Origin of the sequence: Streptomyces sp. NPDC006643, from assembly GCF_042870175.1 — a bacterium.
Lineage (GTDB): Bacteria > Actinomycetota > Actinomycetes > Streptomycetales > Streptomycetaceae > Streptomyces.
Genome location: NZ_JBIAHA010000001.1, coordinates 548,824 through 572,890, shown reverse-complemented (window position 1 = coordinate 572,890; position 24,067 = coordinate 548,824). Strand labels below are relative to the sequence as shown.

The window sequence follows — 24,067 nt, the reverse complement described above, 5'->3', positions numbered from 1 at the left end:
TCTCACTGCGCCCAACGCTCCGGGAAACGCGACCGTTCCCCGTACCACTGTGCCAGCTCTCGCTCGATTCGGCGCGCCCCGTCGGATCGCACCCGGTCCGTCCCCGGTGGCGGGCGGCCGGCAGCCGTGATAAATCACCCAAGCCCGGACCAACCCCGGCGGCCGACTGCGCGGCCCCGGCCGGTTCGCGTAAGGTCTCGCTCACCTACTCCCGGCCGACCGTGGTGCACCCGTGATCCGATTCGACAACGTCTCCAAGACCTATCCGAAGCAGAACCGACCCGCCCTGCGCGATGTGTCCCTCGAAATCGAGAAGGGCGAATTCGTCTTCCTGGTGGGCTCCTCGGGCTCCGGCAAGTCGACCTTCCTGCGGCTCGTCCTGCGTGAGGAGCGCGCCAGCCACGGCATGGTGCATGTCCTCGGCAAGGACCTCGCGCGCTTGTCGAACTGGAAGGTGCCGAGCATGCGCCGCCAACTCGGCACGGTCTTCCAGGACTTCCGCCTGCTGCCGAACAAGACCGTCATGCAGAACGTGGCGTTCGCGCAGGAGGTCATCGGCAAGTCCCGTGGGGAGACCAACAAGTCCGTGCCCCAGGTCCTCGATCTCGTCGGACTCGGCGGCAAGGAGGACCGGATGCCCGGTGAACTCTCCGGTGGTGAGCAGCAACGCGTCGCGATCGCACGGGCCTTCGTCAACCGCCCCATGCTGCTGATCGCGGACGAGCCGACGGGCAACCTCGACCCGCAGACCTCCGTCGGCATCATGAAGCTGCTGGACCGCATCAACCGCACCGGCACGACCGTCGTGATGGCGACCCACGACCAGAACATCGTCGACCAGATGCGCAAGCGTGTGATCGAGCTCGAAAAGGGCCGTCTCGTGCGAGACCAGGCGCGAGGCGTCTACGGCTACCAGCACTGAGCAACGCGAAGAGCATCGAAAGCTGAAAGGACGCCATGCGCGCCCAGTTCGTCCTGTCGGAGATCGGCGTCGGTCTCCGCCGAAATCTGACGATGACGTTCGCCGTCATCATTTCCGTAGCCCTTTCGCTCGCGCTGTTCGGCGGCGCACTGCTCATGCGCGAGCAGGTCAGCGTGATGAAGGACTTCTGGTACGACAAGGTCAACGTCTCGATCTTCCTCTGCAACAAGGGAGACGCCGAGACCACCGAGAAGTGCGAGAAGGGCCCGGCCACCGCCGACCAGCGGAAGTCGATCGAGTCCGATCTCAAGAAGATGGACATCGTCGACGACGTCTACCACGAGACGGCCGACGAGGCGTACAAGCACTACCGCGAGCAGTACGGCGAGACCCCCATCGCCGGGATGATCACCCCGGACCAGATGCAGGAGTCGCTGCGGGTCAAGCTCAAGGACCCGGAGAAGTACAAGGTGGTGGCGACCGCCTTCGAGGGCCGGGACGGTGTGCAGTCCGTCGCGGACCAGCGCAACATCCTGGAGAACCTCTTCAACCTGATGCAGGGTATGAACGTGGCCGCGCTCGGAGTGATGGCGCTGATGCTCGTCATTGCCCTGATGCTGATCGTGAACACCGTCCGGGTGTCCGCGTTCAGCAGACGCAGGGAGACCGGCATCATGCGGCTGGTGGGCGCGTCGAGTTTCTACATCCAGATGCCGTTCATCATGGAGGCCGCGTTCGCCGGACTGATCGGCGGTGTCGTCGCCTGCGTCCTTCTGCTCGCCGGGCGTTACTTCCTGATCGACGGCGGAATCGCGCTCGAGGAGAAGATGCAGCTCATCAACTTCATCGGCTGGGACGCCGTACTGGCCATCCTCCCGCTGGTGTTGGTGATCGGGTTGCTCATGCCGGCGGTTGCGGCTTCGGTCGTGTTGCGCAAGTACCTCAAGGTGTGACAATCGCCCCTGGCGTCGTCTCGCCAAGCCGCTCTGCGGCGCCGGGGGTTGTCCTAGACTCGTCGCCATGCCGGGCCACGAAAATCGCCTCAGGCCCCACGGGTTCTACCGCGGGGCGGCCCTGACCTTGCTGTTCGCGAGCGTGCTCGCCACCGCCGCGGCCACGGGCTCGCTGCCTCGCGCGGACGAGGAGGCCGAGCGCATAAGCACGCGCTCCGTCGCCTCCACGGCCGACAAGGACGAAGTCGCGCGGGCCGCCGCCGAGGCCATGGCCGACGGCAAGTCCGGCACCGAGGCCGCCGAGGACGTCGTCAGCCGCAGCGGTGACCGCTGGGGCGCGGTCTACGACAAGGGTGAGTACGAGGAGTTCGAGCAGGCCCTCGACGGCAAGTACACCGGGGTGGGCCTCTCCGCCAAGCGGCTGGCCGACGGCCGGATCGCGGCGAGCAAGGTCCAGCCGGGCGGTCCCGCCGCACTGGCCGGGATCAGGGCCGGCGACATACTCCGTACGATCGACGGCGAGCCGGTGGGCTCGCGCCCCGTGACCGAGGTCGTCGCGCTGCTGCGGGGCGACGGCAAGGACCAGGACACCGGCCGGCCCCAGGACGCCTCCGCGGGCACCACCGTCGTCGTCGGTCTGGCGCGCGGCGGCCACGAGTGGACCGAGACGCTGCGCCGGGCCAGCCTCAGTACGGACGCCGTCACGCTGGAGACCGGCGCCGACGGCGCGCTCGTGATCAAGGTCGCCGCCTTCACCAAGGGCACCGGCAAGCAGATCAGGAACGCCGTCCTGGAAGCGCCGAGAGGCACCGGAGTCCTGCTCGACCTGAGGGGGAACGCGGGCGGGCTGGTCACCGAGGCCGTCCAGGCGGCCTCCGCCTTCCTGGACGGCGGCCTGGTCGCCACCTACGACATACGAGGTGAGCAGCGGGCCCTGTACGCGGACCCGGGCGGCGACACCGAGCGGCCCGTGGTGGCGCTCGTCGACGGCGGCACGATGAGCGCTGCCGAGCTGGTCACCGGCGCACTCCAGGACCGCGGCCGGGCGATCACGGTCGGTTCCCCGACCTTCGGCAAGGGCTCCGTACAGATGCCGAGCCGGCTGCCGGACGGTTCCGTGGCCGAGCTGACCGTCGGGCACTACCGCACTCCGGCCGGTCACCAGGTCGACGACAAGGGCATCACTCCCGACCTGGTGGTGGACGAACGGGCCCAGGAGCGGGCCCGCACGGTATTGAGTGGCCTCGGGGGTGGGTCGTAGTGCGAAAATGAACGCACTATGGCTAAGGAAAAGGACACAGGGCGCAAGCTGGTCGCGCAGAACAAGAAGGCGCGGCACGACTACCTCATTCTCGACACCTACGAGTGCGGTCTCGTGCTGACGGGTACGGAGGTCAAGTCGCTGCGCCAGGGACGCGCTTCCCTGGCGGACGGCTTCGTACAGATCGACGACCACGAGGCATGGCTGCACAACGTGCATGTGCCCGAGTACACCCAGGGCACCTGGACCAACCACTCGGCTCGGCGGAAGCGGAAGCTGCTGATGCACCGGATGGAGATCGACAAGCTGGAGCAGAAGTCGAACGAATCCGGCCACACGATCGTCCCGCTGGCTCTCTACTTCAAGGGCGGCCGGGCCAAGATCGAGATCGCGCTGGCGAAGGGCAAGAAGGAGTACGACAAGCGCCAGACGCTCCGCGAGAAGCAGGACCGGCGGGAGACGGAGCGCGCGGTCTCGGCCGTCCGCCGGCGTCAGCGGGCCTGACCGCCCCGTGGGCCTGACCGTCCCGTGGCCGGCGGGGCGGAATAAGGTGGCCCCGTCCCGTGCTGTTCACGTAGGATGGGAGCTGTCCCGCAGAGCAGGGACGGCGTTTGAAAAATCAACATGGGGATGATCGGTTTCGACAGCGGATGTCGAGGCAGGGGAAGCGAGTCGAGGAAGCGGCAATGATCTCGTTAACCATATGTCGCAAACAATAATCGCCAATTCCAAGCGCGATTCCTCCACCTTCGCTCTCGCTGCTTAATTAGCAGCTAGCGAAGACTCCGTGGAGTGTCAGCCCGGGAGTGTTCCCGACCCGGATCCTGGCATCAACTAGGGAACTAAACCACCGCGTTCGGTCACGGGACACGGTGGGAAATCAAACAGTGACTGGGCCTGTCGGAGGCTTGTTCGCGTGACCTCCGGGGCCGAGTAAAAACGTAGCGAACTGCACTCGGAGAAGCCCTGGTTCCGCACCGTTGGACGCGGGTTCGATTCCCGCCATCTCCACCACCCCATGTGAGGCGAAGGCCCCGCTGCCCAGGCAGCGGGGCCTTTGTCGTGCCGCCCGGTGACCGGAAGGAGACGGGTGGCCGGAATGATTCCCTCAAGATCGGCCGTTCGGCAACGAAGATGTACACATGCCTATCAACTGGTGAAGGGTGGGCACGGGCCTGGTCAGCGTGCGCTACATTCTGGGTCCGGGTGCAAGTGGTGGGGGGCGTTCGGTTCGGGTGGGGGCCCGGGCGACGGCCGGATTTCAGCCAGTTTCATGTATGCACCCGGTAATCCTGTGGGGGGATGTGCGTACAGCAGTGGACAATTGGCGAGAAGATGCCCAAAAGGGGCACACGCATGAGTCGATGGACGTCACCGTCGAGCTCGACGGCCTGGGGCGGCAGCTCTCCGAGCTGCCAGGCCCGGCCACGGAAATCACCGGCATACCCGCGGCACGCGCCACGGACAGCTCCGACGGGCCCGTCTTCGTCGACGCCAGCGGCCGTCGGAGCAAGAAACTCCGGCGTCTGGGCTGGGTGCTGGCCATCGCCAGTGCCTGTTACGCGGTGGCCCTGGTCGCGGCCCTGATCGGCGGTAACTCCACCGCCCCCTTGCTCCGGATACCCGGCGTCAGCGACAAACGCGACTCGCAGAACGTCGAGATACAGCCGCCCCCGAAGGAACGGCCCACCGTGGTCGCCCCACCGGGCGCGGACGACGCCGGCCCCAGCCCCTCGGACTCCGTCTCCGGCTCACCGGCCACGTCCGACGCCCGCGGTGTCCCCTCCGGCGAACCGGAACCCTCCGCCTCGGTCTCCGACAAGCCCGACCCGGACCCGCGACCGGGTGGCCCCAAGCCGCAGCCGGACCCCGACGACCCCGGTCCAGGACCGGAGGAGCCCAACCCCGAGCCCGGCACCGGTGATCCCGACCCGGGCCCGGTCGACCCCGGACCGGACCCCGAACCGGAACCGAGCCCGTCGGACACACCGACCGATTCACCCGTTACACAGGACGGCCGGCAGGCAGTCGCGGAAGGCGCCGAGTAACACATGACTTCTTCCGGCAGACAGGCCCCGTCGCACAAGCAGAGACGGAGACCGGGGCGCGTCGCCAGACGCAGACTGCCCATGCGCTATCTGCTTCCCTCACTGCTTCTCGTCGCCCTCCTCGCGATGCTGATGCTGCGGGGCTACGTACACAGCGAGATCCTGGCCGACCATCGCGTACGCCCGCCGGCCGGCACCGAGCAGGTGCCGGACCGGATCCTCAAGGGCGGACCGGTCATCGACGCGCGCGGGACGACCACGCCCAAGGCGCTACGGGTCCCCGACCACAAGCTCGTGCTGACCTTCGACGACGGACCGGATCCGGAGTGGACACCGAAGGTCCTCGACGAGCTGAAGCGGTACGACGCGCACGCCGTCTTCTTCGTCACCGGCACGATGGCCTCGCGCCATCCCGGCCTGGTGCGGCGGATGGTCGACGAGGGCCATGAGATCGGCCTGCACACCTTCAACCACCCCGACCTCGCCTACCAGTCCAGGTCCCGGATCGACTGGGAGCTGACCCAGAACCAGCTGGTGCTCGCGGGCGCGGCGGGTATCCGTACCTCGCTGTTCCGGCCGCCGTACTCCTCCTTCGCCGACGCGATGGACGACGAGTCCTGGCCGGTCACCGAGTACATCGGCAGCCTCGGCTACATCACCGTGCTCAACAACACCGACAGCGAGGACTGGAAGCGTCCCGGGGTCTCCGCGATCATCGACCGGGCCACCCCGAAGGGCACCCGGGGCTCCATCGTCCTGATGCACGACTCCGGCGGCGACCGCTCGCAGACCGTGACCGCGCTGCGTACGTTCCTGCCGCAGATGAAGGAGCGGGGGTACGAGTTCACCAACCTCACCGAGGCGCTTGGCGCCCCGAGCGCCCACACGCCCGCCTCCGGAGTCGAACTGCTCCAGGGCAAGGCCTTCGTCGGCGCCGTCGCCGTCTCGGAGGGCACCACCACCGTGCTGGTGGCCGGTCTCGCCGTGATCGGTGTGCTGGTCATCGGACGGTTCGGGCTGATGCTGGTGCTGTCCTTCGCCCACGCGCGCAAGGTGCGCGGGCGCGGCTTCCGTTGGGGAGAGCCGGTCACCGAACCGGTGACGGTGCTGGTGCCCGCGTACAACGAACGCGAGTGCATAGCCAGCACGGTCCGCTCCCTGACGCAGAGCGACCATCCGATCGAGGTCATCGTCATCGACGACGGGTCGACGGACGGTACGGCGGACATCGTCGAGGCGATGTGGCTGCCGGGCGTCCATGTCGTGCGGCAGGTCAACGGCGGCAAGCCGGCCGCGCTCAACAACGGCCTGGCGCACGCCAGTCACGATCTCGTCGTGATGATGGACGGCGACACCGTCTTCGAGCCATCGACCGTGCGTGAGCTGGTCCAGCCGTTCGGCGACCCGCGCGTCGGGGCCGTCGCGGGCAACGCCAAGGTCGGCAACCGCGACACCCTCATCGGCGCGTGGCAGCACATCGAGTACGTCATGGGCTTCAACCTCGACCGCCGTATGTACGACGTGCTCGGCTGCATGCCCACCATCCCCGGCGCGGTCGGCGCCTTCCGCCGCACGGCCCTGGAGCGGGTCGGCGGCATGAGCGAGGACACCCTCGCCGAGGACACCGACGTCACCATGGCCCTGCACCGCGACGGCTGGCGGGTCGTGTACGCGGAGCGGGCCCGCGCCTGGACCGAGGCGCCGGAGTCCGTGCAGCAGCTGTGGTCCCAGCGCTACCGCTGGAGTTACGGCACGATGCAGGCGATCTGGAAGCACCGCCGCGCGGTGGTCGAGAGCGGCCCGTCGGGGCGCTTCGGCCGGGTCGGACTGCCGCTGGTCTCGCTGTTCATGGTGCTGTTCCCGCTGCTGGCGCCGCTCATCGACGTATTCCTGCTGTACGGGCTGGTGTTCGGCCCCACGGGGAACACGGTCCTGGCGTGGCTGGGTGTGCTCGCCGTGCAGGCGGTCTGTGCCGCGTACGCCTTCCGGCTGGACGGCGAGCGCATGATCCATCTGCTCTCGCTGCCGCTCCAGCAGATCCTCTACCGCCAACTCATGTACGTCGTACTGCTCCAGTCCTGGATCACGGCCCTCACCGGTGGCCGGCTGCGCTGGCAGAAGCTGCGCCGCACGGGCGCGGTGGAGGCGCCGGGGGCCACCACGGGCCGGCGGAGCGACGACAGCCGGAGGCCGGTGGCATGAGCGGCGTTCCCCTGGGCACGACGGGCGTTCCGCGCGCCAGGCACAAGGCACCGGAAGCGGAGGCGGCCGTACGGCCCTCCGGCCGGGACCGCTATCTCGACCTGCTGCGGGCGGTCGCGCTGGGACGTGTGGTGATCTACCACATCTTCGGCTGGGCCTGGCTGACGATCCTCTTCCCGTCCATGGGCGTGATGTTCGCGCTGGCGGGCTCACTGATGGCGCGCTCGCTGGCCCGGCCGTCGCTGGATGTCGTCCGGGGCCGGATACGGCGGCTGCTGCCGCCGATGTGGGCGTTCGCGGTGGTCGTCGTTCCGATGATCTTCGCGATGGGCTGGCGGCCGGTCAGGGAGGAGGGGGTGTGGTGGTTCCTCAGGCTGGCCAACTATCTGTTCCCGGTCGGGGCGCCGCCGTATCCGTGGGAGAGCGGCGCCGACGGCGGGTTGCTGGAGACGTCCTGGGCGGAGCAGGCGGTCGGGCCGCTCTGGTACATCCGCGCGTATCTCTGGTTCGTGCTGGCGTCCCCGCTGCTGCTGTGGGCGTTCCGGCGGGTGCCCTGGGCGACGCTGGCGGCGCCGCTGGCGCTGACGGCCGTCATCGGCACCGGTCTGGTGGAGATCCCCGGCGAGAGCGGCGAGGCGCTGACGGACTTCGCGGTCTACGGCGCGTGCTGGATTCTCGGTTTTGCCCACCACGACGGCCTGTTCACGAAGGTGCCGCGGTATCTCACGGTCTCGCTGGCCGCGTTCGTCATGGCCTTCGGGATCTGGTGGGCCTCGGGGCATCTCACCGAGGAGGGCTGGAATCTGGACGAGATCCCGCTGGCGCAGGCGACCTGGTCGCTCGGCTTCTGTGTGATCCTGCTCCAGTACGCGCCGTCCTGGCGGCAACTCCCGGGCAGGTTCGCGCGGTTCGACTCCACGATCACGCTCGCCAACAACCGCGCCGTGACGATCTATCTCTGGCACAACCTGCTCATCATGGCGACCTTCCCGGTCATCGACCTGCTCTACGACGTCCCCGCGCTGTACGCCCACGGTGATCTGGTGGACATGGCGTATCCGGTGCTGCCGCTGGTGCTCGTCTGGCCGTTGCTCGCGGTGGCGATCCTCGCCTTCGGATGGGTCGAGGACATCGCGGCGAAGCGGCGGCCGAGGCTCTGGCCGAGCGGCCCCGATGGCGCGCGGGACCTCACGTCCACGGGCTCAGCGCCGCCCGCGCGCGCAGGCTCGTCAGACCGTCCCTGATCGTCGCCTGGCTCCCGCTGCCGCTGCGTACGCAGGTCAGGACGCGCCGGAAGGGCGGCGGGTCGCCGCCGACGCAGAGGCGCGTGAGCTGCGGGTGGGTGGTGAGGGAGACCAGGCGCGGTACGAGGCAGACGCCGAGGCCGTGGCTGATCAGCGAGAGCACCGCCGACCACTCGTCGGCGTGGTGGACCATGCGCGGCGCGAAGCCGGAGGCGGTGCAGAGCGCCTCGATGAGGCGGCTCTGGTCGTGGTGCGGGGATATCCAGTCGTCGTCGGCGGCCTCGCACAGCTCGACGCGCTCACGGCCGGCCAGCGGGTGCTCCGCCGGGACGACCAGGTCCAGGTAGTCGTCCATCAGGGGCTGTTGGTCGAACCGGGGATCGTCCATGGTGGGGCTGCCGGGCAGCGGCGTGAGGACGGCGATGTCGAGCTTGCCGGCCAGCAGCTGCTCGTAGCAGTGCCGGGTGTCGACGTCGGCGACCGTCGTACGGGTCGACGGCGCGGCCTCCCGCAACTCCTGCGCGGCGGGCGCGAGGAGCGGGCCGATGCTGGTCGCGAAGCCGCCGAGGCGCAGTGTCCGGTACGAGCCGCCGCCGTGGTCGGCGAGATCGGCCCTGGCCCGTTCCCACTGGGCGCTGAGCAGGTCCGCGTGGTGCAGCAGGACACAGCCGGCCGTGGTCAGGCGGATCCGCCGGCCGTCCGGCTCCCACAGTTCGGACCCCACCTCCCGGGAGAGCTGGCGCAGTTGCTGGGAGACGGCGGACGGCGAGAGGTTCAGCGCGCGGGCGGTGGCCGCGACGGTGCCCTGCGCGTTCATGACGCGCAGCGTCTGGAGCAGGCGCAGATTGATCACGCACTCCATGGTGCGTCATCCGTACAGAGTTTCGGCATGGATCCGTGCCGAAAGATGCGATGGACGCGCACGGTCGCAGGGGCGGACGCTGGGCGGTATGGAAGCTGATCCGAGAGACATCGCCGTCTGCGCCGACTGCGGCTGGCCGGTGGAGGCCCCGCTCCAGGAGGCGTCGCGCCATGCCGTCGCCGAGGGGACGGTCGTCTACACGCGCTGTGCCTGCGGGCGGGTACGGGTCTGGCTGGAGGCGCCCGGCGGGGGCGCGGCGCGGCTCGTCGTGGGCGCCAACAGTGTCATGTACGCACCAAAAGCGGAGTGCCACGCGGGCCCCTGAGACGGCCTCCGGCGACGAGAAACAAGGCCGGTCGACTTCACGGTGACGCGCCGGCGAACGCGCCCGCGCCCGCGCTCAGTGGGGGATCTCGTGGATACGGCGTTCGCGCAGGTCGGGCAGGAGCGAGGCGGCGGACCTGAAGTCGTTGTCGTCGTGCAGGACGATCACGTCGCGATGCGCCGCCGTCGCGCAGATCAGCCAGTCGGTCACCGAGAGGGCCTGATGCCGGCCCCGCCCGGCCAGCCGGTACTGGGCGGTCTCGATCCAGGGCCACGGATTCTTCGGTACGGAGATGTCGGGGTGCAGCTCGGCGAACATGTCCGTCATGCGCTCGTACTCGTCGACGTCGCGTGCGGACCGCTTGAACTCCACCCGCTGGGGGTGGCAGGACCCGACCGCGCCACCGCTGATCGCCTCGCTCCAGGGAGCGCGCAGCTCCTTGTCGCGAAGGATCCGCCACACGGCGGACGAGTCGATCACGTAGCGGATCACCGCTCGCCCCGTTTCTCCGAGGCCCGCTGCCGCTCCCAGGACTCGTAGTCCCAGCCCTCGGCGAGCGAGGCGTACTCCTCCAGCGCCGCGATGCGCCGGTGGCGGGCGGTGAACTCGCGAAGAGCGGTGTTCACCGCCTCCTTCTTCGTCCTTATGCCTGATACCCGCATGGCGTCGGCCAGGGCCTCGTCGTCGAGGTCGATAGTCGTCAGGCTCATCGGGACTCCTTCTGTTTATGAACAACAGTCGCCATCAACAGCATAGCCAACGGCTCACAGCCGTGCCCGCGCCCCGGTGAGAGCAAGGTTGCGCGCCGGTCATCTCGGGGCACCCCGGTGAAACGCGGTGTCCCTACCGTCGGGAGTCACCGAACCGCACCGTCAGTGGAGGCGCGATGACTGGCCCGACGATCACCGATGCGGCACACGGCGCCGGACGGGGGCGATGGATCGAGCACTGGGATCCCGAGGACCCCGGTTTCTGGGAGCGGACCGGCCGCCGGACCGCGCGGCGCAATCTGCTCTTCTCCGTACTCTCCGAGCACATCGGGTTCTCCGTCTGGACCCTCTGGTCGGTGATGGTGCTGTTCATGGGGCCCGAGTACGGGGTCGACCCGGCCGGGAAGTTCTTCCTCATCGGCATGGCGACCTTCGTCGGCGCGCTCGTCCGGGTCCCGTACACCTTCGCCGTCGCCCGCTTCGGCGGCCGCAACTGGACCGTCGTCAGCGCCCTGTTGCTGCTCCTGCCGACCGGCGCCGCGTATCTGGTGATGGAGCCGGGGACCTCGTACACCACCTTCATGGCCGTCGCCGCGCTCACCGGACTCGGCGGCGGCAACTTCGCCTCGTCGATGACCAACATCAACTCCTTCTTCCCGCTGCGCGAGAAGGGCTGGGCGCTCGGGCTCAACGCGGGCGGCGGCAACATCGGTGTGCCGGTCGTGCAGCTCGTCGGACTGCTGGTGATCGGGACCGCGGGCGCCGCGTACCCCCGGATCGTCCTCGCGGTGTATCTGCCGCTGATCGTCGTCGCCGCCCTGTGCGCCGCGCTGTTCATGGACAACCTGGCGCCGGTGCGGAACGACACCGGGGCGGCGAGGGAGGCCGTACGCGACCGGCACACCTGGATCATGGCCGTCCTCTACATAGGGACGTTCGGCTCCTTCATCGGCTACAGCTTCGCCTTCGGGCTGGTGCTCCAGACGCAATTCGGGCGTACGCCCCTGGAGGCCGCCTCGTTGACCTTCCTGGGTCCGCTGCTGGGATCGCTGGTCCGGCCGGTCGGCGGCAGGCTCGCCGACCGGTACGGCGGCGCCCGCATCACGCTGGGGAACTTCGCGGGGATGGCGGCGGCGACCGGCGTTGTGATCTTCGCCTCGGTGACCGAGTCGCTGCCCGTCTTCCTCGTCGGCTTCACCGCGCTGTTCCTGCTCAGCGGCATCGGCAACGGCTCCACGTACAAGATGATCCCCGGCATCTTCCGGACGAAGGCCCTGGCCGGCGGGCTGACGGGGGAGGCGGCGGCCCGCTACGGGCGCCGGCTCTCCGGCGCCTCCATGGGGCTCATCGGCGCCGTCGGGGCGCTCGGCGGACTCGGGGTCAACCTCGCATTCCGGCAGTCCTTCCAGGGCGCGGCGGGGACCGGCACCGCCGCGTTCGTCGCCTTCCTCGGCTTCTACGGCGTGTGCTCGGCGCTCACCTGGGCGGTATACCTTCGGAAGCAGGCGGCCGGACCGGCGACGGAGGCGGACCCCGGGGCCGGGGCGGGCGTGGCGCGCAGGCTCGACTACGCCGAGGTATGAGCCGGTACGAGGCGGCGCACCGCCACGCCACGGGGTGAGCCGGTATGCCACGGCGTGAGCCGGTACGACGAGGCGGAGCCGGGCCCGGAGACCGGGCCGGTACCGCCTCGCAGCCGTAGGACGAGAGAGCGGGACGGGAAGACCATGTCCGATCAGCAGCAGCACGGCCCCCTCGCCGGATTCACGGTCGGGGTCACCGCCGCCCGGCGCGCCGACGAGCTGGGGGCGCTGCTCATCCGGCGCGGCGCCGCCGTCGTGCACGCGCCCGCCCTGCGTATCGTGCCGGTCTCCGACGACACCGAACTCCTCGCCGCCACCAAGGAGTTGATCGGCAACCCGCCCCATGTGGTGATCGCGACGACCGCGATCGGCTTCCGCGGCTGGGTGGAGGCGGCCGACGGCTGGGGGCACGGCCAGGATCTGCTCGACTGTCTGCGCGGCACCGAACTGCTGGCGCGCGGACCGAAGGTCAAGGGCGCGATCCGCGCCGCCGGGCTGACCGAGGAGTGGTCGCCGGACTCCGAGTCCATGGCCGAGGTGCTGGACCGGCTGCTGACCGAGGGCGTCGAGGGGCGCCGGGTCGCGCTCCAGCTGCACGGCGAGCCGCTGCCCGGCTTCGTGGAGGCGCTGCGGGCCGGGGGCGCCGACGTCGTCGTCGTACCCGTCTACCGCTGGATGCCGCCCGAGGACATCGCGCCGGTCGACCGGCTCATCGACGCGACCCTCGCGCGCAGCCTGGACGCCGTCACCTTCACCAGCGCGCCCGCCGTCGCCTCGCTGCTCTCCCGGGCCCGTGAACGCGGTCTGCTGGACGGTCTGGTCGAGGCCCTGCACCACGATGTGCTCGCCGCCTGCGTCGGGCCCGTCACCGCGCTGCCGCTCCAGGAGCACGGCATCGACACCGTCCAGCCCGAACGCTTCCGGCTGGGCCCGCTCGTTCAGGTCCTCTGCGTCGAACTGCCCGGCCGCACCAGGGCGTTGACGGTCGCGGGCCGCCGCTTCGAGATCCGGGGCCACGCGGTGCTGCTGGACGGCGAGTTGAAGCCCGTACCGCCCGCCGGAATGGCCCTGGTCGACGCGCTCGCCAAGCGGCCCGGCCGGGTGGTCTCGCGGGCCGATCTGCTGCGGGCCCTGCCGGGGGCGGGCAGCGACGAGCACGCCGTCGAGACGGCGATGACCCGGCTCCGCGCGGCACTGGGCGCCCCGGAGCTGATCCAGACCGTCGTCAAGCGCGGCTACCGGCTGGCGCTGGACCCGGCGGCCGGTACGAAGTACGGGGGCGGGTGACCGTACGGGGGCGGGTGACCGGCACGGCGTGACCGTACGTCGATCGAGGTCACCGCTGCGGTATCGAACCGGAACCGGGCCGTCTATTTTTATCGGATGGTCAACGACTCCCTTCCGTTCCGGCCCGCGAGAGCGGAAGACGCCGGCCCGCTCGCCGAGGCGCATCTGCGCAACAGGGTCCACATGGGCCCCTGGTCGCCGCACCGTACGGCCGACTACTACACGCCGGAGGCGCAGTCCCAGCTGCTGGCCGACCCCGCCCATCTGCGCTGGCATTTCGTCGACGGACGCGACATCGTCGGCCAGGCCACCCTCTCCACCATCGTCCTCGGGCCGTTCCGCAGCGCCAGCCTCGGCTACTGGATCGACGCGGAGTACACCGGGCGCGGACTGGCCACCCGCGCCACCGAGGAGGTCTGCCGGGCCGCCCTGGAGGATCTGGGGCTGCACCGGATCGAGGCGTGCACGATGCTCTCCAACACCGGCTCGCAGCGGGTCCTGCGCAAATGCGGGTTCGAGCTGATCGGCACGGCGCCGAACTATCTCCACATCGACGGCGCGTGGCGCGACCACCATCTCTTCCAGCGGATCCTGCACGACGGCCCGCCGAACACCGCGCCCTAGGAGGGGCCGTGGAAACGTAAGACGGCGTTCCGGGGGCCGGGGTTGGCTGCCGTACGGAGAATTCACCGGCCGAGGTTCAACTGAGGGGGCGCCGGAGGGGTTCCGGACAGGTTCCGGGGCAGGCACTCTGGGAGATACGCGGCAGCACGGTGACCGAGGCGGTGACAGGCACATGACTACGGGCGTGGGCTCGTACGAGTGGCGATTCGACTCCGGGCGCGTCTGCCTGGATCTGGTCGCCACCGGGGAACCGGCCCCCAGGGGGTTCGACGAAGGGCCACGGGGCGACGACGCCGGACTCCTCGGCCGATGGCTCACCGGCTGCGGTCTGGTACCAGCCGGTACCCCGCTCACCGGCGTCGACACCGGCTGGGTCCAGCGCTTCGCCGAACTGCGCGACTGTGTCGGCCAGTTGGTGCGCGCCGAGATCGACGGGCGGTACGCGGCAGCCGCGCTGGAGCGCGTCAACGCCATCGCCGCCGGCGCCCCGCCCGGCATCAGGGCCGTACGCGAACCGGGCGGCGGCCTCGTCCGTACGCTCAGCGACGAGCCCGAGTGCGGCGCGCTGCTCGCGGTCGTGGCCCGGGACACCGTGGACCTGCTGACCGACCCCGTCGCGCGGGCGCGGCTGCGGCAGTGCGAGGGCGACAGTTGCCGGCGGGTGTATCTGGACACCTCGCGCGGGCGGCGCAGGCGCTGGTGCTCCAGCGAGGTCTGCGGCAACAGGGAACGGGTCGCCCGGCACCGGCGCCGGGCGGCGGTCGCCCGCGCCTGACGCGGGTCCGAGCCTCACGCCCGAGCCCCGCCTGACGCGAGCCCGGCACTTCCCGAAAAGATCTTGAAAGATTTCCGCCGCGCGGTTGAGCAGATCTCCGCACCGGTCCGTAAGTCCTCAGTGATGGGAACAAGCAGCCGTCACAAGGTCTCGACCGGGAGGTTCAGGTGCGCAAGGATGCGGCCGTGGCCGACGACCGACCTCACCGGGCCAGGCACCGGAGCGAGGCACCGCGCACCAACATCTCCGTCCCGGACGAGGAGTTGATGCGAGCCCTCTACCGGGAACACGCCGGACCCCTGCTCGCCTATGTCCTGCGACTCGTCGCGGGTGACCGCCAACGGGCCGAGGACGTCGTGCAGGAGACGCTCATCCGTGCCTGGAAGAACGCCGGCCAGCTCAACCGGGCGACCGGCTCTGTCCGACCCTGGCTGGTGACGGTCGCCCGACGTATCGTCATCGACGGTCACCGCAGCCGGCAGGCCCGGCCGCAGGAGGTCGACCCGTCGCCGCTGGAGGTCATGCCCGCGGAGGACGAGATCGACAAGGCGTTGTGGCTGATGACGCTCTCTGATGCCCTCGATGATTTGACCCCCGCCCACCGGGAAGTTCTGGTGGAGACGTACTTCAAGGGACGTACGGTCAACGAGGCGGCCGAGACGCTCGGCATACCCAGTGGGACCGTGCGGTCGCGTGTGTTCTACGCGCTTCGTTCCATGAAGCTCGCTCTGGAGGAGAGGGGGGTCTCGGCATGACGACGTACGAGCAGTCAGGGCAGGGCGACGGCACGACCGCGCACGACGCGGCGGCGGCGTACGTGCTGGGGATCCTGGACGAGGCGGACGCCACCGCCTTCGAGGCGCATCTGGCCGGCTGCCACATCTGCGCGCTCCATCTGGAGGAGTTCGCCGGGATGGAGCCGATGCTGGCCATGCTGGCGGACAATCCCGACCCCTTCGGGCAGTCGTCACCGTTCGGCCGCACCGACCCCTTCGCGCAGTCGGCCGCGGCGCCGGCCGCCTCCCCGTTCGGGCGCGCCGCCACGCCCGCGCCGCCACCTGCGCCCGCCGTCACCGTGCAGCCCAGTCCGCGCCTCCTCGACCGGCTCGTCGACGAGGTCGCGGTCAAGCGCGCCAAGCGCCGGCGCCGCTCGATGTATCTGGTCGCCGCCGCGGCGGCACTGGTCGTCGGCGGTCCCGCCGTCGCGGTCGTCGCCACCTCCGGTGACGGTGGCACGAGCAACCGGGCCGCCGATCCGCACCCCACCAGTCCCGCCGAGGACGCCTTCATGGAGCACATGCCGGAGAAGGTCGAGGCGACCGACCCGGTCACCAAGGTCAGCGCGACCGTCGGCCTGGAGCCCAAGGGCTGGGGGACCCACGCCGCGCTGGAGCTGAAGAACGTCAAGGGGCCGCTCAAGTGCAGCCTCGTCGCCGTGTCCAAGACCGGCGAGGAGGAGATCGTCACCTCGTGGGCCGTGCCGAAGTGGGGTTACGGCCTCCCCGAGAGCACCCACGACGTCGCGAAGAACCCGCTGTACGTGCACGGCGGCTCCGCCATGGACCGGAACGACATCGACCACTTCGAGGTCCGGACATTTGACGGCAAGCGTCTGGTGGAGGTCGAGGCCTGACATACCGGCCCCCTTCGCGTACGGTTGACGGCTGCCCAGTGCACGTCAGAAGGGGGCCTCGGTGGCCGCGCAGGATGCCGCTGTTGAATCCGCCGGATCGGTTGTCGATCCCGTACGCGACAAGGGAAACGACGCCATAAGCGACCCCGCCCGCGGGACGTGGAAGGACCCCGCGCGCGGCGCGGCGGCCGACTCCGTCCGTGACCGTGAGATCGGTGTCGAGCAAGAACATCTCGACCAGGTCTACCGCCGTCTCGAGGAGAAGATCCACGAGGCCGAGTTCCTGATGAACGACGCCGCCAAGCGCGGCCAGGTCGGCACGCCCGGCGCGCTCGCCGAACGCGACGCGCAGGTGTTCCGGGCCGGGATCCATCTCAACCGGCTCAACAACGAGTTCGAGGACTTCCTCTTCGGACGGGTCGACCTGCTGCCCGGCAAGGACGGCAAGAAGGGCCCGGACGGCGCCTACACCTCCGTCGAACCCGCCGACGACGCCGTACGCGACGACGACACCGCCGACATCGCCGAGACCCTGCACATCGGCCGGATCGGGGTCCTGGACTCCGACTACTCGCCGCTGGTCATCGACTGGCGCGCGCCCGCCGCCGCGCCGTTCTACCGCTCGACACCCGTCGACCCCGGCCGGGTCGTACGGCGCCGGGTCATCCGCTCCAAGGGCCGCAAGGTCCTCGGCGTCGAGGACGACCTGATGCGCCCCGAGCTGACCGCCACCCTGAACGGCGCCACGCTGCCCGTCATCGGCGACGGCGCGCTGATGGCGGCCCTCGGGCAGGCCCGCAGCCACACCATGCGCGACATCGTCTCCTCCATCCAGGCCGAGCAGGACCTGGTGATCCGGGCGCCCGCCGCGTCCGTCACCGAGGTGTCCGGCGGGCCCGGCACCGGCAAGACGGCCGTCGCGCTGCACCGCGCCGCGTACCTGCTCTACCAGGACAGACGGCGGTACGCGGGCGGCATCCTCGTCGTCTCGCCGACGCCGCTGCTCGTCGCGTACACCGAAGGCGTGCTGCCGTCCCTGGGCGAGGAGGGACAGGTCGCGATCCGCGCGGTCGGGTCGCTCGTGGACGGCGCGGAGGCCACCGCGTACGACGAGCCGGCCGTCTCCCGCGTCAAGGGCTCGGCGCGCATGCTGAAGGTGCTGCGCAAGGCGGCACGCGGGGCGCTGGAGGGGGACCGGGCGCCCGCCGGGGGACGCGGCGGGCGGGGCGGCAGCCGTACGGCCGCAGGGCAGGGCTCCGGACAGGGCGCCACCGGCCAGCTCGCCTTCGGCGACGACGGGCCGGACACGGGCAACGCCGCCACCGGCGCCGCGCGAGGCGGTACGCCCGCACCGGGCCGCGCCGCCACACCCACCCGGCTGCGGGTGGTCGCCCTCGGCCGCCGGCTGGAGCTGGACTCCGACGAGCTGCACCGCATCAGACAGTCGGTCCTCGGCGGCACCGCGCCCGTCAACCTGCTGCGCCCGCGCGCCCGCAAACTGCTCCTCGACGCGCTGTGGGCGAAGTCCGGCGCCGCGGCCCGGGCCGTGGACCACGCCGCCAAGGGCGACGCCGAACTGGCCGCCGAACTGCGCGGCGGCTTCGACGACGACGTGACGACCGAGGACAGCTTCATCGAGTTCCTGGACGCCTGGTGGCCCGAACTCACGCCGCGCGGTGTGCTCGCCGCGATGGCCGACGAACGACGGCTCGGCCGCTGGGCGCGCCGCATCCTCAATCCGAACGAGACCAGGAAGGTCGCCCGCTCGCTGCGCCGCGTCGGCCCCGACGGCACCGGCCCGCTCTCCGTCCACGACGTGGCGATCCTCGACGAGCTTGAGCAGCTGCTCGGCACCCCGGTCCGCCCGCGCAGACGCCGCGAGCTGGACCCGCTGGACCAGCTGACCGGGCTGGAGGAGCTGATGCCGCAGCGCGAGGAGTCGCAGCGCGAGCGCGCCGAGCGGCTGGCGGCCGAACGCACCGAGTACGCCCACGTCATCGTGGACGAGGCGCAGGACCTCACCCCGATGCAGTGGCGGATGGTCGGCCGCCGCGGCCGGCACGCCACCTGGACGGTCGTCGGCGATGCCGCCCAGTCGTCCTGGTCGGACCCGGACGAGGCGGCCCAGGCCCGCGACGAGGCCCTCGGCAACCGCCCGCGCCGCCACTTCACCCTCACCGTCAACTACCGCAACCCGGCCGAGATCGCGGCGCTCGCCGCCAAGGTGCTCGCCCTCGCGATGCCGGGCATGGAGTCCCCGGCCGCCGTCCGCTCCACGGGCGTCGAGCCGCGCTTCAGCGCCGTACGGGACGGTGACCTGGCCCAGGTCGTACGGGACGAGGCGGCGCGCCTGCTGGAGCGCGTCGACGGCACCATCGGCGTGGTCGTCGCGATGGGCCGCCGCGAACAGGCGGCACGCTGGCTGGCGGGGCTCGGCGACCGGGTGGTGGCGCTCGGCAGCCTGGAGGCGAAGGGGCTGGAGTACGACGCGACGGTGGTCGTCTCACCGGCGGAGATCGCCGACGAGTCCCCGGCCGGACTGCGGGTGCTGTACGTGGCTCTCACCCGTGCGACGCAACAGCTGACGGTCGTCTCGGCGGACCGTGACGACCCCGACGAGCGGGGAGTCCCGGACCTTCTCAGGGACTGACCGGCAGGCTCCCCGGGGACCGGTCGTCAAGTCGGCGCGCGTACGGGAATCGCTTTCCTGGGTCGTTTGTTAGCCTGGTATCGGCACCGGCTCGATCCAAGCCCCCGGGCCCAACCTTCGTCGCTTCGAGCGACCACTTGCCGCGAGGCGAGCATGGCGGGTCGGTGCCACTTTCAGCGTCATGAGGCCCCGCCTCCCGGTCACCCGGGAGGCGGGGCCTTCGCTGTGCCGGACGAGTGACGTTCTCCTCGAAATGGGTTGATTCGGGTAGAGATGCCCGGGACAACCCGGTTCCGGCCCGCGCCGGCGCCGGTCGGACCACTCTTCGATCGGGTCAACATGGCAGTGGAAATCGCGCCCTTGGTGAAGCCGTCCCGGCTCAGAAGCCGGGGAGGTCTGTGGGGCGAAATCATGGCGGAGTTCTTGGGGACGTTCGTCCTCATCTCCTTCGGGTGCGGCGTGACGGCCATGGCGGTCGCCGGTCTGCCCGGCTCGGGCCGTACCGAGGGGCCGACCACCTTCTTCATCAGCTCCGGGGACTGGCTCCTGATCACCTGGGGCTGGGCGATGGCCGTGGTCTTCGGTGTGTACGTGGCCGGCGGGGTCAGCGGGGCGCACATCAACCCCGCGGTGACGCTGGCGTTCGCGGTACGCCGCAGGTTCGAGTGGGCCAAGGTCCTGCCGTACTGGGCGGCGCAGCTGGCCGGGGCGTTCGTCGGCGCCGCGCTGGTGTTCGGCGTCTACCACGACGCGATCAGCGCCTTCGACCTCGCCATGAAGGGGCCGAAGACCAACGGCCACACACTGGCGACCTTCTCGATCTTCGGGACGTTCCCCGCACCGTACTTCCACGGCGGGATCTGGGGACCGCTGGTGGACCAGATCGTCGGCACCGGATTCCTGGTGATGCTGATCGCGGCGGTCAACGACATCCGCAACACCGCCGTGAAGGCGAACCTCGGCCCGCTGATCGTCGGATTCATCGTCGCGGCCGTCGGCATGTCGTACGGGGCGAACGCCGGCTACGCCATCAACCCCGCCCGTGACCTGGGCCCACGCCTGCTCACCTGGGCGGCCGGCTGGTCGGACCTCGCGATGCCCGGCAACCTCGCCGGGTCCTTCAGCTCCTACTGGTGGATCCCGATCGTCGGGCCGCTCGTCGGCGGTGTGGTCGGCGTCCTGCTCTACGACCTGTTCATCGGTGACGTCCTGCACATGCGCGCCCTGCGGCACTCTCCGGGCGACGTCGGGAGCACCACGGAGGTCAAGACGGGCGACGAGGAGTAGGTCTTTCCCGTTGAGTTCTTTTCGTTGACGGGCCAACGTCTTCACAGGAGCGGGTCCGCGTCACACACTGACGCGGACCCGCTCGTGCTTTCCGTGTCCCCCGGTACATCACCCCCGTTACCGCCTACCAGCAGGTAGGTGCGAACATCGGACGGTCCCGCCGGACGCCAGGCGCGAGGTGGTGCGGCAAGTCAAGCCAGGGAAAGCAGAGGAACACGGTCATGGCAACGGCGCCAAGCGTCTCGTACTCGATGACGGTCAGGCTGGAGGTGCCCGCGAGTGGCACCGCGGTCTCCCAGCTGACCACAGCCGTGGAATCCTCCGGCGGCTCGGTGACCGGTCTGGACGTCACCGCGTCCGGCCACGAGAAGCTGCGGATCGACGTCACGATCGCCGCCAGCTCCACCAGCCACGCGGACGAGATCGTCGAGGAACTGCGGGGCATCGAGGGCGTGACCCTCGGCAAGGTCTCCGACCGTACGTTCCTGATGCACCTCGGCGGCAAGATCGAGATGCAGTCCAAGCACCCCATCCGCAACCGTGACGACCTCTCGATGGTCTACACGCCGGGTGTGGCACGCGTGTGCATGGCGATCGCGGAGAACCCCGAGGACGCCCGCCGGCTCACCATCAAGCGCAACTCCGTCGCGGTCGTCACCGACGGCTCCGCGGTGCTGGGCCTCGGCAACATCGGCCCGATGGCCGCGCTGCCCGTCATGGAGGGCAAGGCGGCCCTCTTCAAGCGCTTCGCGGGCATCGACGCCTGGCCGATCTGCCTCGACACCCAGGACACCGACGCCATCGTCGAGATCGTCAAGGCCATCGCGCCGGGCTTCGCCGGGATCAACCTGGAGGACATCTCCGCCCCCCGCTGCTTCGAGATCGAGGCACGGCTGCGCGAGGCCCTGGACATCCCGGTCTTCCACGACGACCAGCACGGCACGGCCATCGTGGTGCTCGCCGCGCTGACCAACGCGCTGCGTGTCGTCGGCAAGGCGATCGGTGACGTACGGGTCGTCATGTCGGGCGCGGGTGCGGCCGGTACAGCGATTCTGAAACTTCTTATCGCGGCCGGCGTCAAGCACACCGTCGTCGCCGACATCCACGGAGTGGTGCACGCGGGCCGCGCCGACCTGGTGTCCGCGGCGGCCGAATCGCCCCTGCGCTGGATCGCCGACAACACCAACCCGGAGGGTGTCACCGGCACCCTCAAGGAGGCCGTCGTCGACGCCGACGTCTTCATCGGCGTATCGGCCCCGAACGTGCTCGACGGCGCGGACGTCGCGGCCATGGCGGACGGCGCGATCGTCTTCGCGCTGGCCAACCCCGACCCCGAGGTCGATCCCGCAATCGCCCGCGAGACAGCGGCAGTTGTGGCCACGGGACGCTCCGACTTCCCCAACCAGATCAACAACGTCCTGGTCTTCCCCGGCGTCTTCCGGGGCCTCCTCGACGCGCAGTCACGCACCGTCAACACCGACATGATGCTGGCCGCCGCGGCGGCCCTCGCGGACGTCGTCACGGGTGACGAACTCAACCCCAACTACATCGTCCCCTCGGTCTTCAACGACAAGGTCGCCGGCGCCGTCGCGGGCGCCGTACGCACCGCCGCCAAGGCCGCCGGCACCGTTGTGACAGGCACCACGTCCGTCTGACGCCCGGCGCGTCGCGATTCGCGGCACCGTGAACCCCCCTCTAGGGTGGCGGACCATGAGCCCGCTGCTCCAAGGGGGTTTCAGGGCCCGGATTGGCTTTCCCGCCGCTGGTGGGGGCAGGATGCTTTCTCAAGGACTATGTCCGGGGGATACCCCACTGGGGCGCGAAGACCTGAAGGACGGACCCGCTCACCGGGACTGTCAGAGGGTCCTGGCAGCATCGGCTTCGATCTCACGCCTCACACGCAAGAAGAACACGGGAGTAACAACATGAACCGCAGTGAGCTGGTGGCCGCCCTGGCCGACCGCGCCGAGGTGACTCGCAAGGATGCCGACGCCGTGCTGGCCGCCCTCGCCGAGACCGTTGGCGAGATCGTCGCCAAGGGTGACGAGAAGGTCACCATCCCCGGCTTCCTGACCTTCGAGCGCACCCACCGTGCCGCTCGCACCGCTCGTAACCCGCAGACCGGCGACCCGATCCAGATCCCGGCCGGCTACAGCGTGAAGGTCTCCGCGGGCTCCAAGCTCAAGGAAGCCGCCAAGGGCAAGTAACCCTCAGGCAGAGCGGAAGGGCGGTCACCCCGATCGGGGTGACCGCCCTTCCGTCATGTCCGGTGTGCTCGTCCGTCCGCCGCGGACGGGGCCGCCGCGGACGGGGTGTCAGACGAGGGAGCGGCCGGGCAGTTCGACCTTCGCGCCCAGCTCGACCAGCTTCTCCATGAAGTTCTCGTAGCCCCGGTTGATCAGGTCGATGCCGTGCACCCGTGAGGTGCCCTGCGCCGCCAGCGCCGCGATCAGATACGAGAAACCGCCCCGCAGGTCGGGAATGACCAGATCGGCGCCCTGGAGCTTCGTGGGGCCCGACACGACCGCCGAGTGCAGGAAGTTGCGCTGGCCGAAGCGGCAGTCGGAGCCGCCCAGGCACTCCCGGTACAACTGGATGTGCGCGCCCATCTGGTTGAGCGCGGAGGTGAAGCCCAGACGGGACTCGTACACCGTCTCGTGGACGATGGACAGCCCCGCCGCCTGCGTCAGGGCCACGACCAGCGGCTGCTGCCAGTCGGTCTGGAAACCGGGGTGTACGTCGGTCTCCAGGGCGATCGCGTTGAGCGGGCCGCCCGGGTGCCAGAAGCGGATGCCCTTGTCGTCGATCTCGAACGCCCCGCCGACCCGGCGGAAGGTGTTCAGGAACGTCATCATGGACCGCTGCTGGGCGCCGCGGACATAGATGTTGCCCTCGGTCGCCAGCGCCGCCGAAGCCCAGGAGGCGGCCTCCAGGCGGTCCGGGATGGCACGGTGGTTGTAGCCGCCGAGCTTGTCGACACCGGTGATCCGGATCGTCCGGTCGGTGTCCATCGAGATGATCGCGCCCATCTTCTGGAGCACGCAGATCAGATCCTCGATCTCCGGCTCCACCGCGGCGTTCGACAACTCGGTGACGCCCTCGGCCAGTACGGCCGTCAGCAGCACCTGCTCCGTCGAGCCGACCGAGGGATACGGCAGCCGGATCTTCGTGCCGCGCAGCCGCTGCGGGGCCTCCAGATACTGCCCGTCCGCGCGCTTCTCGATCGTCGCGCCGAACTGGCGCAGCACCTCGAAGTGGAAGTCGATGGGCCGACCGCCGATGTCGCAGCCGCCCAGGCCCGGGATGAAGGCGTGGCCCAGGCGGTGCAGCAGCGGGCCGCAGAACAGGATCGGGATGCGCGACGAGCCCGCGTGGGCGTCGATGTCGGCGACGTTGGCGCTCTCCACGTGCGACGGGTCGAGGATCAGCTCGCCCGGTTCCTCACCGGGGCGCACGGTCACACCGTGCAGCTGGAGCAGGCCCCTGACGACCCGTACGTCACGGATGTCGGGCACGTTGCGCAGTCTGCTGGGCCCGCTGCCGAGGAGGGCGGCGACCATGGCCTTCGGCACCAGGTTCTTCGCGCCGCGGACGCGGATCTCGCCCTCCAGCGGGGTTCCGCCGTGGACAAGCATTACATCGTCTGTGCCGGTCATGAATCTCGCGTTCCGGGAGTCGTCGGACAGGGGGCCAAAGCAAAA

At 70.0% G+C, this 24,067-nt stretch carries 22 protein-coding genes and 1 other RNA gene; 19 read left to right on the top strand and 4 right to left on the bottom strand.

Annotated features, from left to right (window positions below; all coding sequences use genetic code 11):
• The first annotated feature begins 232 nt into the window (after positions 1–232).
• The 8 genes from ftsE to ACFYNU_RS02380 all read left to right on the top strand — a co-directional run bounded on the left by ftsE (position 233) and on the right by ACFYNU_RS02380 (position 8,630).
• Positions 233–922: a cell division ATP-binding protein FtsE gene (gene ftsE / locus ACFYNU_RS02415; RefSeq protein WP_356595099.1), complete on the top strand. Its 690-nt coding sequence runs from the start codon at positions 233–235 to the stop codon at positions 920–922.
• A 35-nt stretch (positions 923–957) separates the two neighbouring features.
• A complete protein-coding gene (ftsX, locus tag ACFYNU_RS02410) occupies positions 958–1,875 on the top strand; it encodes a permease-like cell division protein FtsX (RefSeq protein ID WP_356595097.1) in 918 nt (305 codons plus the stop codon).
• Between the two features lie 67 nt (positions 1,876–1,942).
• Positions 1,943–3,136 (top strand): S41 family peptidase, encoded by a 1,194-nt coding sequence (locus ACFYNU_RS02405; RefSeq protein WP_356595095.1) that lies wholly within the window; start codon positions 1,943–1,945, stop codon positions 3,134–3,136.
• 18 nt (positions 3,137–3,154) lie between these two features.
• Positions 3,155–3,640 carry an SsrA-binding protein SmpB gene (gene smpB, locus ACFYNU_RS02400; RefSeq protein ID WP_356595093.1) on the top strand — a complete coding sequence of 162 codons (486 nt, stop codon included), beginning with the start codon at positions 3,155–3,157 and terminating at the stop codon, positions 3,638–3,640.
• A 122-nt stretch (positions 3,641–3,762) separates the two neighbouring features.
• Positions 3,763–4,150, top strand: a transfer-messenger RNA (tmRNA) gene (gene ssrA / locus ACFYNU_RS02395).
• Between the two features lie 350 nt (positions 4,151–4,500).
• Positions 4,501–5,184 carry a hypothetical protein gene (locus ACFYNU_RS02390; RefSeq protein ID WP_356595091.1) on the top strand — a complete coding sequence of 228 codons (684 nt, stop codon included), beginning with the start codon at positions 4,501–4,503 and terminating at the stop codon, positions 5,182–5,184.
• 81 nt (positions 5,185–5,265) lie between these two features.
• Positions 5,266–7,386, top strand: a complete 2,121-nt coding sequence (locus ACFYNU_RS02385) for a glycosyltransferase (protein ID WP_356595089.1) — start codon at positions 5,266–5,268, stop codon at positions 7,384–7,386.
• Positions 7,383–8,630: an acyltransferase gene (locus tag ACFYNU_RS02380; protein WP_356595087.1), complete on the top strand. Its 1,248-nt coding sequence runs from the start codon at positions 7,383–7,385 to the stop codon at positions 8,628–8,630. The genes ACFYNU_RS02385 and ACFYNU_RS02380 overlap by 4 nt, the downstream gene beginning before the upstream one ends.
• Here ACFYNU_RS02380 and ACFYNU_RS02375 read toward each other — a convergent pair.
• Positions 8,575–9,483, bottom strand: coding sequence for a LysR family transcriptional regulator (locus tag ACFYNU_RS02375; RefSeq protein ID WP_356595085.1), 909 nt, complete (start codon positions 9,481–9,483; stop codon positions 8,575–8,577). The two genes, ACFYNU_RS02380 and ACFYNU_RS02375, sit on opposite strands and share 56 nt — an antisense overlap.
• Positions 9,484–9,580: 97 nt before the next feature.
• Between ACFYNU_RS02375 and ACFYNU_RS02370 the strand changes: the two genes are divergently transcribed.
• Entirely contained in the window at positions 9,581–9,817 is a 237-nt protein-coding gene (locus ACFYNU_RS02370) for a hypothetical protein (RefSeq protein ID WP_388764831.1), read from the top strand.
• Between the two features lie 75 nt (positions 9,818–9,892).
• Here the strand turns inward: ACFYNU_RS02370 and ACFYNU_RS02365 are convergent, their stop codons facing one another.
• Complete coding sequence (locus ACFYNU_RS02365) at positions 9,893–10,309, bottom strand: PIN domain-containing protein (protein WP_356595083.1); 417 nt, start codon at positions 10,307–10,309, stop codon at positions 9,893–9,895.
• Entirely contained in the window at positions 10,306–10,527 is a 222-nt protein-coding gene (locus ACFYNU_RS02360) for a type II toxin-antitoxin system VapB family antitoxin (RefSeq protein ID WP_356595081.1), read from the bottom strand. Before ACFYNU_RS02360 ends, ACFYNU_RS02365 begins: the two co-directional genes overlap by 4 nt.
• A gap of 176 nt (positions 10,528–10,703) precedes the next feature.
• On the opposite strand from ACFYNU_RS02360, the gene ACFYNU_RS02355 reads away from it, so the two are divergent.
• The 10 genes from ACFYNU_RS02355 (at position 10,704) to ACFYNU_RS02310 (ending at position 22,573) form a co-directional block, all read left to right on the top strand.
• Positions 10,704–12,110, top strand: coding sequence for a nitrate/nitrite transporter (locus ACFYNU_RS02355; RefSeq protein WP_356595079.1), 1,407 nt, complete (start codon positions 10,704–10,706; stop codon positions 12,108–12,110).
• 144 nt (positions 12,111–12,254) lie between these two features.
• On the top strand, positions 12,255–13,397 hold the full coding sequence (locus tag ACFYNU_RS02350) for a uroporphyrinogen-III synthase (RefSeq protein WP_356595077.1): 1,143 nt from the start codon (positions 12,255–12,257) through the stop codon (positions 13,395–13,397).
• Positions 13,398–13,493: 96 nt separating this feature from the next.
• On the top strand, positions 13,494–14,021 hold the full coding sequence (locus tag ACFYNU_RS02345; protein WP_356595075.1) for a GNAT family protein: 528 nt from the start codon (positions 13,494–13,496) through the stop codon (positions 14,019–14,021).
• Between the two features lie 172 nt (positions 14,022–14,193).
• Positions 14,194–14,796, top strand: a complete 603-nt coding sequence (locus ACFYNU_RS02340; protein ID WP_356595073.1) for a CGNR zinc finger domain-containing protein — start codon at positions 14,194–14,196, stop codon at positions 14,794–14,796.
• A gap of 167 nt (positions 14,797–14,963) precedes the next feature.
• On the top strand, positions 14,964–15,551 hold the full coding sequence (locus ACFYNU_RS02335; protein ID WP_023541398.1) for a sigma-70 family RNA polymerase sigma factor: 588 nt from the start codon (positions 14,964–14,966) through the stop codon (positions 15,549–15,551).
• Positions 15,548–16,429, top strand: a complete 882-nt coding sequence (locus ACFYNU_RS02330; protein WP_356595071.1) for a zf-HC2 domain-containing protein — start codon at positions 15,548–15,550, stop codon at positions 16,427–16,429. The genes ACFYNU_RS02335 and ACFYNU_RS02330 overlap by 4 nt, the downstream gene beginning before the upstream one ends.
• Before the next feature lie 61 nt (positions 16,430–16,490).
• Entirely contained in the window at positions 16,491–19,079 is a 2,589-nt protein-coding gene (locus ACFYNU_RS02325; RefSeq protein WP_388764825.1) for a HelD family protein, read from the top strand.
• Positions 19,080–19,418: 339 nt separating this feature from the next.
• Positions 19,419–20,366: an MIP family channel protein gene (locus tag ACFYNU_RS02320; RefSeq protein WP_356595069.1), complete on the top strand. Its 948-nt coding sequence runs from the start codon at positions 19,419–19,421 to the stop codon at positions 20,364–20,366.
• Positions 20,367–20,587: 221 nt separating this feature from the next.
• Positions 20,588–22,021: an NAD-dependent malic enzyme gene (locus tag ACFYNU_RS02315; RefSeq protein WP_356595068.1), complete on the top strand. Its 1,434-nt coding sequence runs from the start codon at positions 20,588–20,590 to the stop codon at positions 22,019–22,021.
• Positions 22,022–22,291: 270 nt separating this feature from the next.
• Positions 22,292–22,573: an HU family DNA-binding protein gene (locus tag ACFYNU_RS02310; protein ID WP_003954777.1), complete on the top strand. Its 282-nt coding sequence runs from the start codon at positions 22,292–22,294 to the stop codon at positions 22,571–22,573.
• A 108-nt stretch (positions 22,574–22,681) separates the two neighbouring features.
• On the opposite strand, the gene murA is transcribed toward ACFYNU_RS02310, so the two are convergent.
• Complete coding sequence (gene murA / locus ACFYNU_RS02305) at positions 22,682–24,022, bottom strand: UDP-N-acetylglucosamine 1-carboxyvinyltransferase (RefSeq protein ID WP_356590035.1); 1,341 nt, start codon at positions 24,020–24,022, stop codon at positions 22,682–22,684.
• Between the last annotated feature and the right edge of the window lie 45 nt (positions 24,023–24,067).

Coding starts and splice junctions, on each gene's coding strand:
- ftsX (WP_356595097.1), top strand. CDS start 958: ATGCGCGCCCAGTTCGTCCTGTCGGAGATCGGCGTCGGTCTCCGCCGA.
- ACFYNU_RS02405 (WP_356595095.1), top strand. CDS start 1,943: ATGCCGGGCCACGAAAATCGCCTCAGGCCCCACGGGTTCTACCGCGGG.
- smpB (WP_356595093.1), top strand. CDS start 3,155: ATGGCTAAGGAAAAGGACACAGGGCGCAAGCTGGTCGCGCAGAACAAG.
- ACFYNU_RS02390 (WP_356595091.1), top strand. CDS start 4,501: ATGGACGTCACCGTCGAGCTCGACGGCCTGGGGCGGCAGCTCTCCGAG.
- ACFYNU_RS02385 (WP_356595089.1), top strand. CDS start 5,266: ATGCGCTATCTGCTTCCCTCACTGCTTCTCGTCGCCCTCCTCGCGATG.
- ACFYNU_RS02380 (WP_356595087.1), top strand. CDS start 7,383: ATGAGCGGCGTTCCCCTGGGCACGACGGGCGTTCCGCGCGCCAGGCAC.
- ACFYNU_RS02370 (WP_388764831.1), top strand. CDS start 9,581: ATGGAAGCTGATCCGAGAGACATCGCCGTCTGCGCCGACTGCGGCTGG.
- ACFYNU_RS02360 (WP_356595081.1), bottom strand. CDS start 10,527: ATGAGCCTGACGACTATCGACCTCGACGACGAGGCCCTGGCCGACGCC.
- ACFYNU_RS02355 (WP_356595079.1), top strand. CDS start 10,704: ATGACTGGCCCGACGATCACCGATGCGGCACACGGCGCCGGACGGGGG.
- ACFYNU_RS02350 (WP_356595077.1), top strand. CDS start 12,255: ATGTCCGATCAGCAGCAGCACGGCCCCCTCGCCGGATTCACGGTCGGG.
- ACFYNU_RS02345 (WP_356595075.1), top strand. CDS start 13,494: ATGGTCAACGACTCCCTTCCGTTCCGGCCCGCGAGAGCGGAAGACGCC.
- ACFYNU_RS02340 (WP_356595073.1), top strand. CDS start 14,194: ATGACTACGGGCGTGGGCTCGTACGAGTGGCGATTCGACTCCGGGCGC.
- ACFYNU_RS02330 (WP_356595071.1), top strand. CDS start 15,548: ATGACGACGTACGAGCAGTCAGGGCAGGGCGACGGCACGACCGCGCAC.
- ACFYNU_RS02320 (WP_356595069.1), top strand. CDS start 19,419: ATGGCAGTGGAAATCGCGCCCTTGGTGAAGCCGTCCCGGCTCAGAAGC.
- ACFYNU_RS02315 (WP_356595068.1), top strand. CDS start 20,588: ATGGCAACGGCGCCAAGCGTCTCGTACTCGATGACGGTCAGGCTGGAG.
- ACFYNU_RS02310 (WP_003954777.1), top strand. CDS start 22,292: ATGAACCGCAGTGAGCTGGTGGCCGCCCTGGCCGACCGCGCCGAGGTG.
- murA (WP_356590035.1), bottom strand. CDS start 24,022: ATGACCGGCACAGACGATGTAATGCTTGTCCACGGCGGAACCCCGCTG.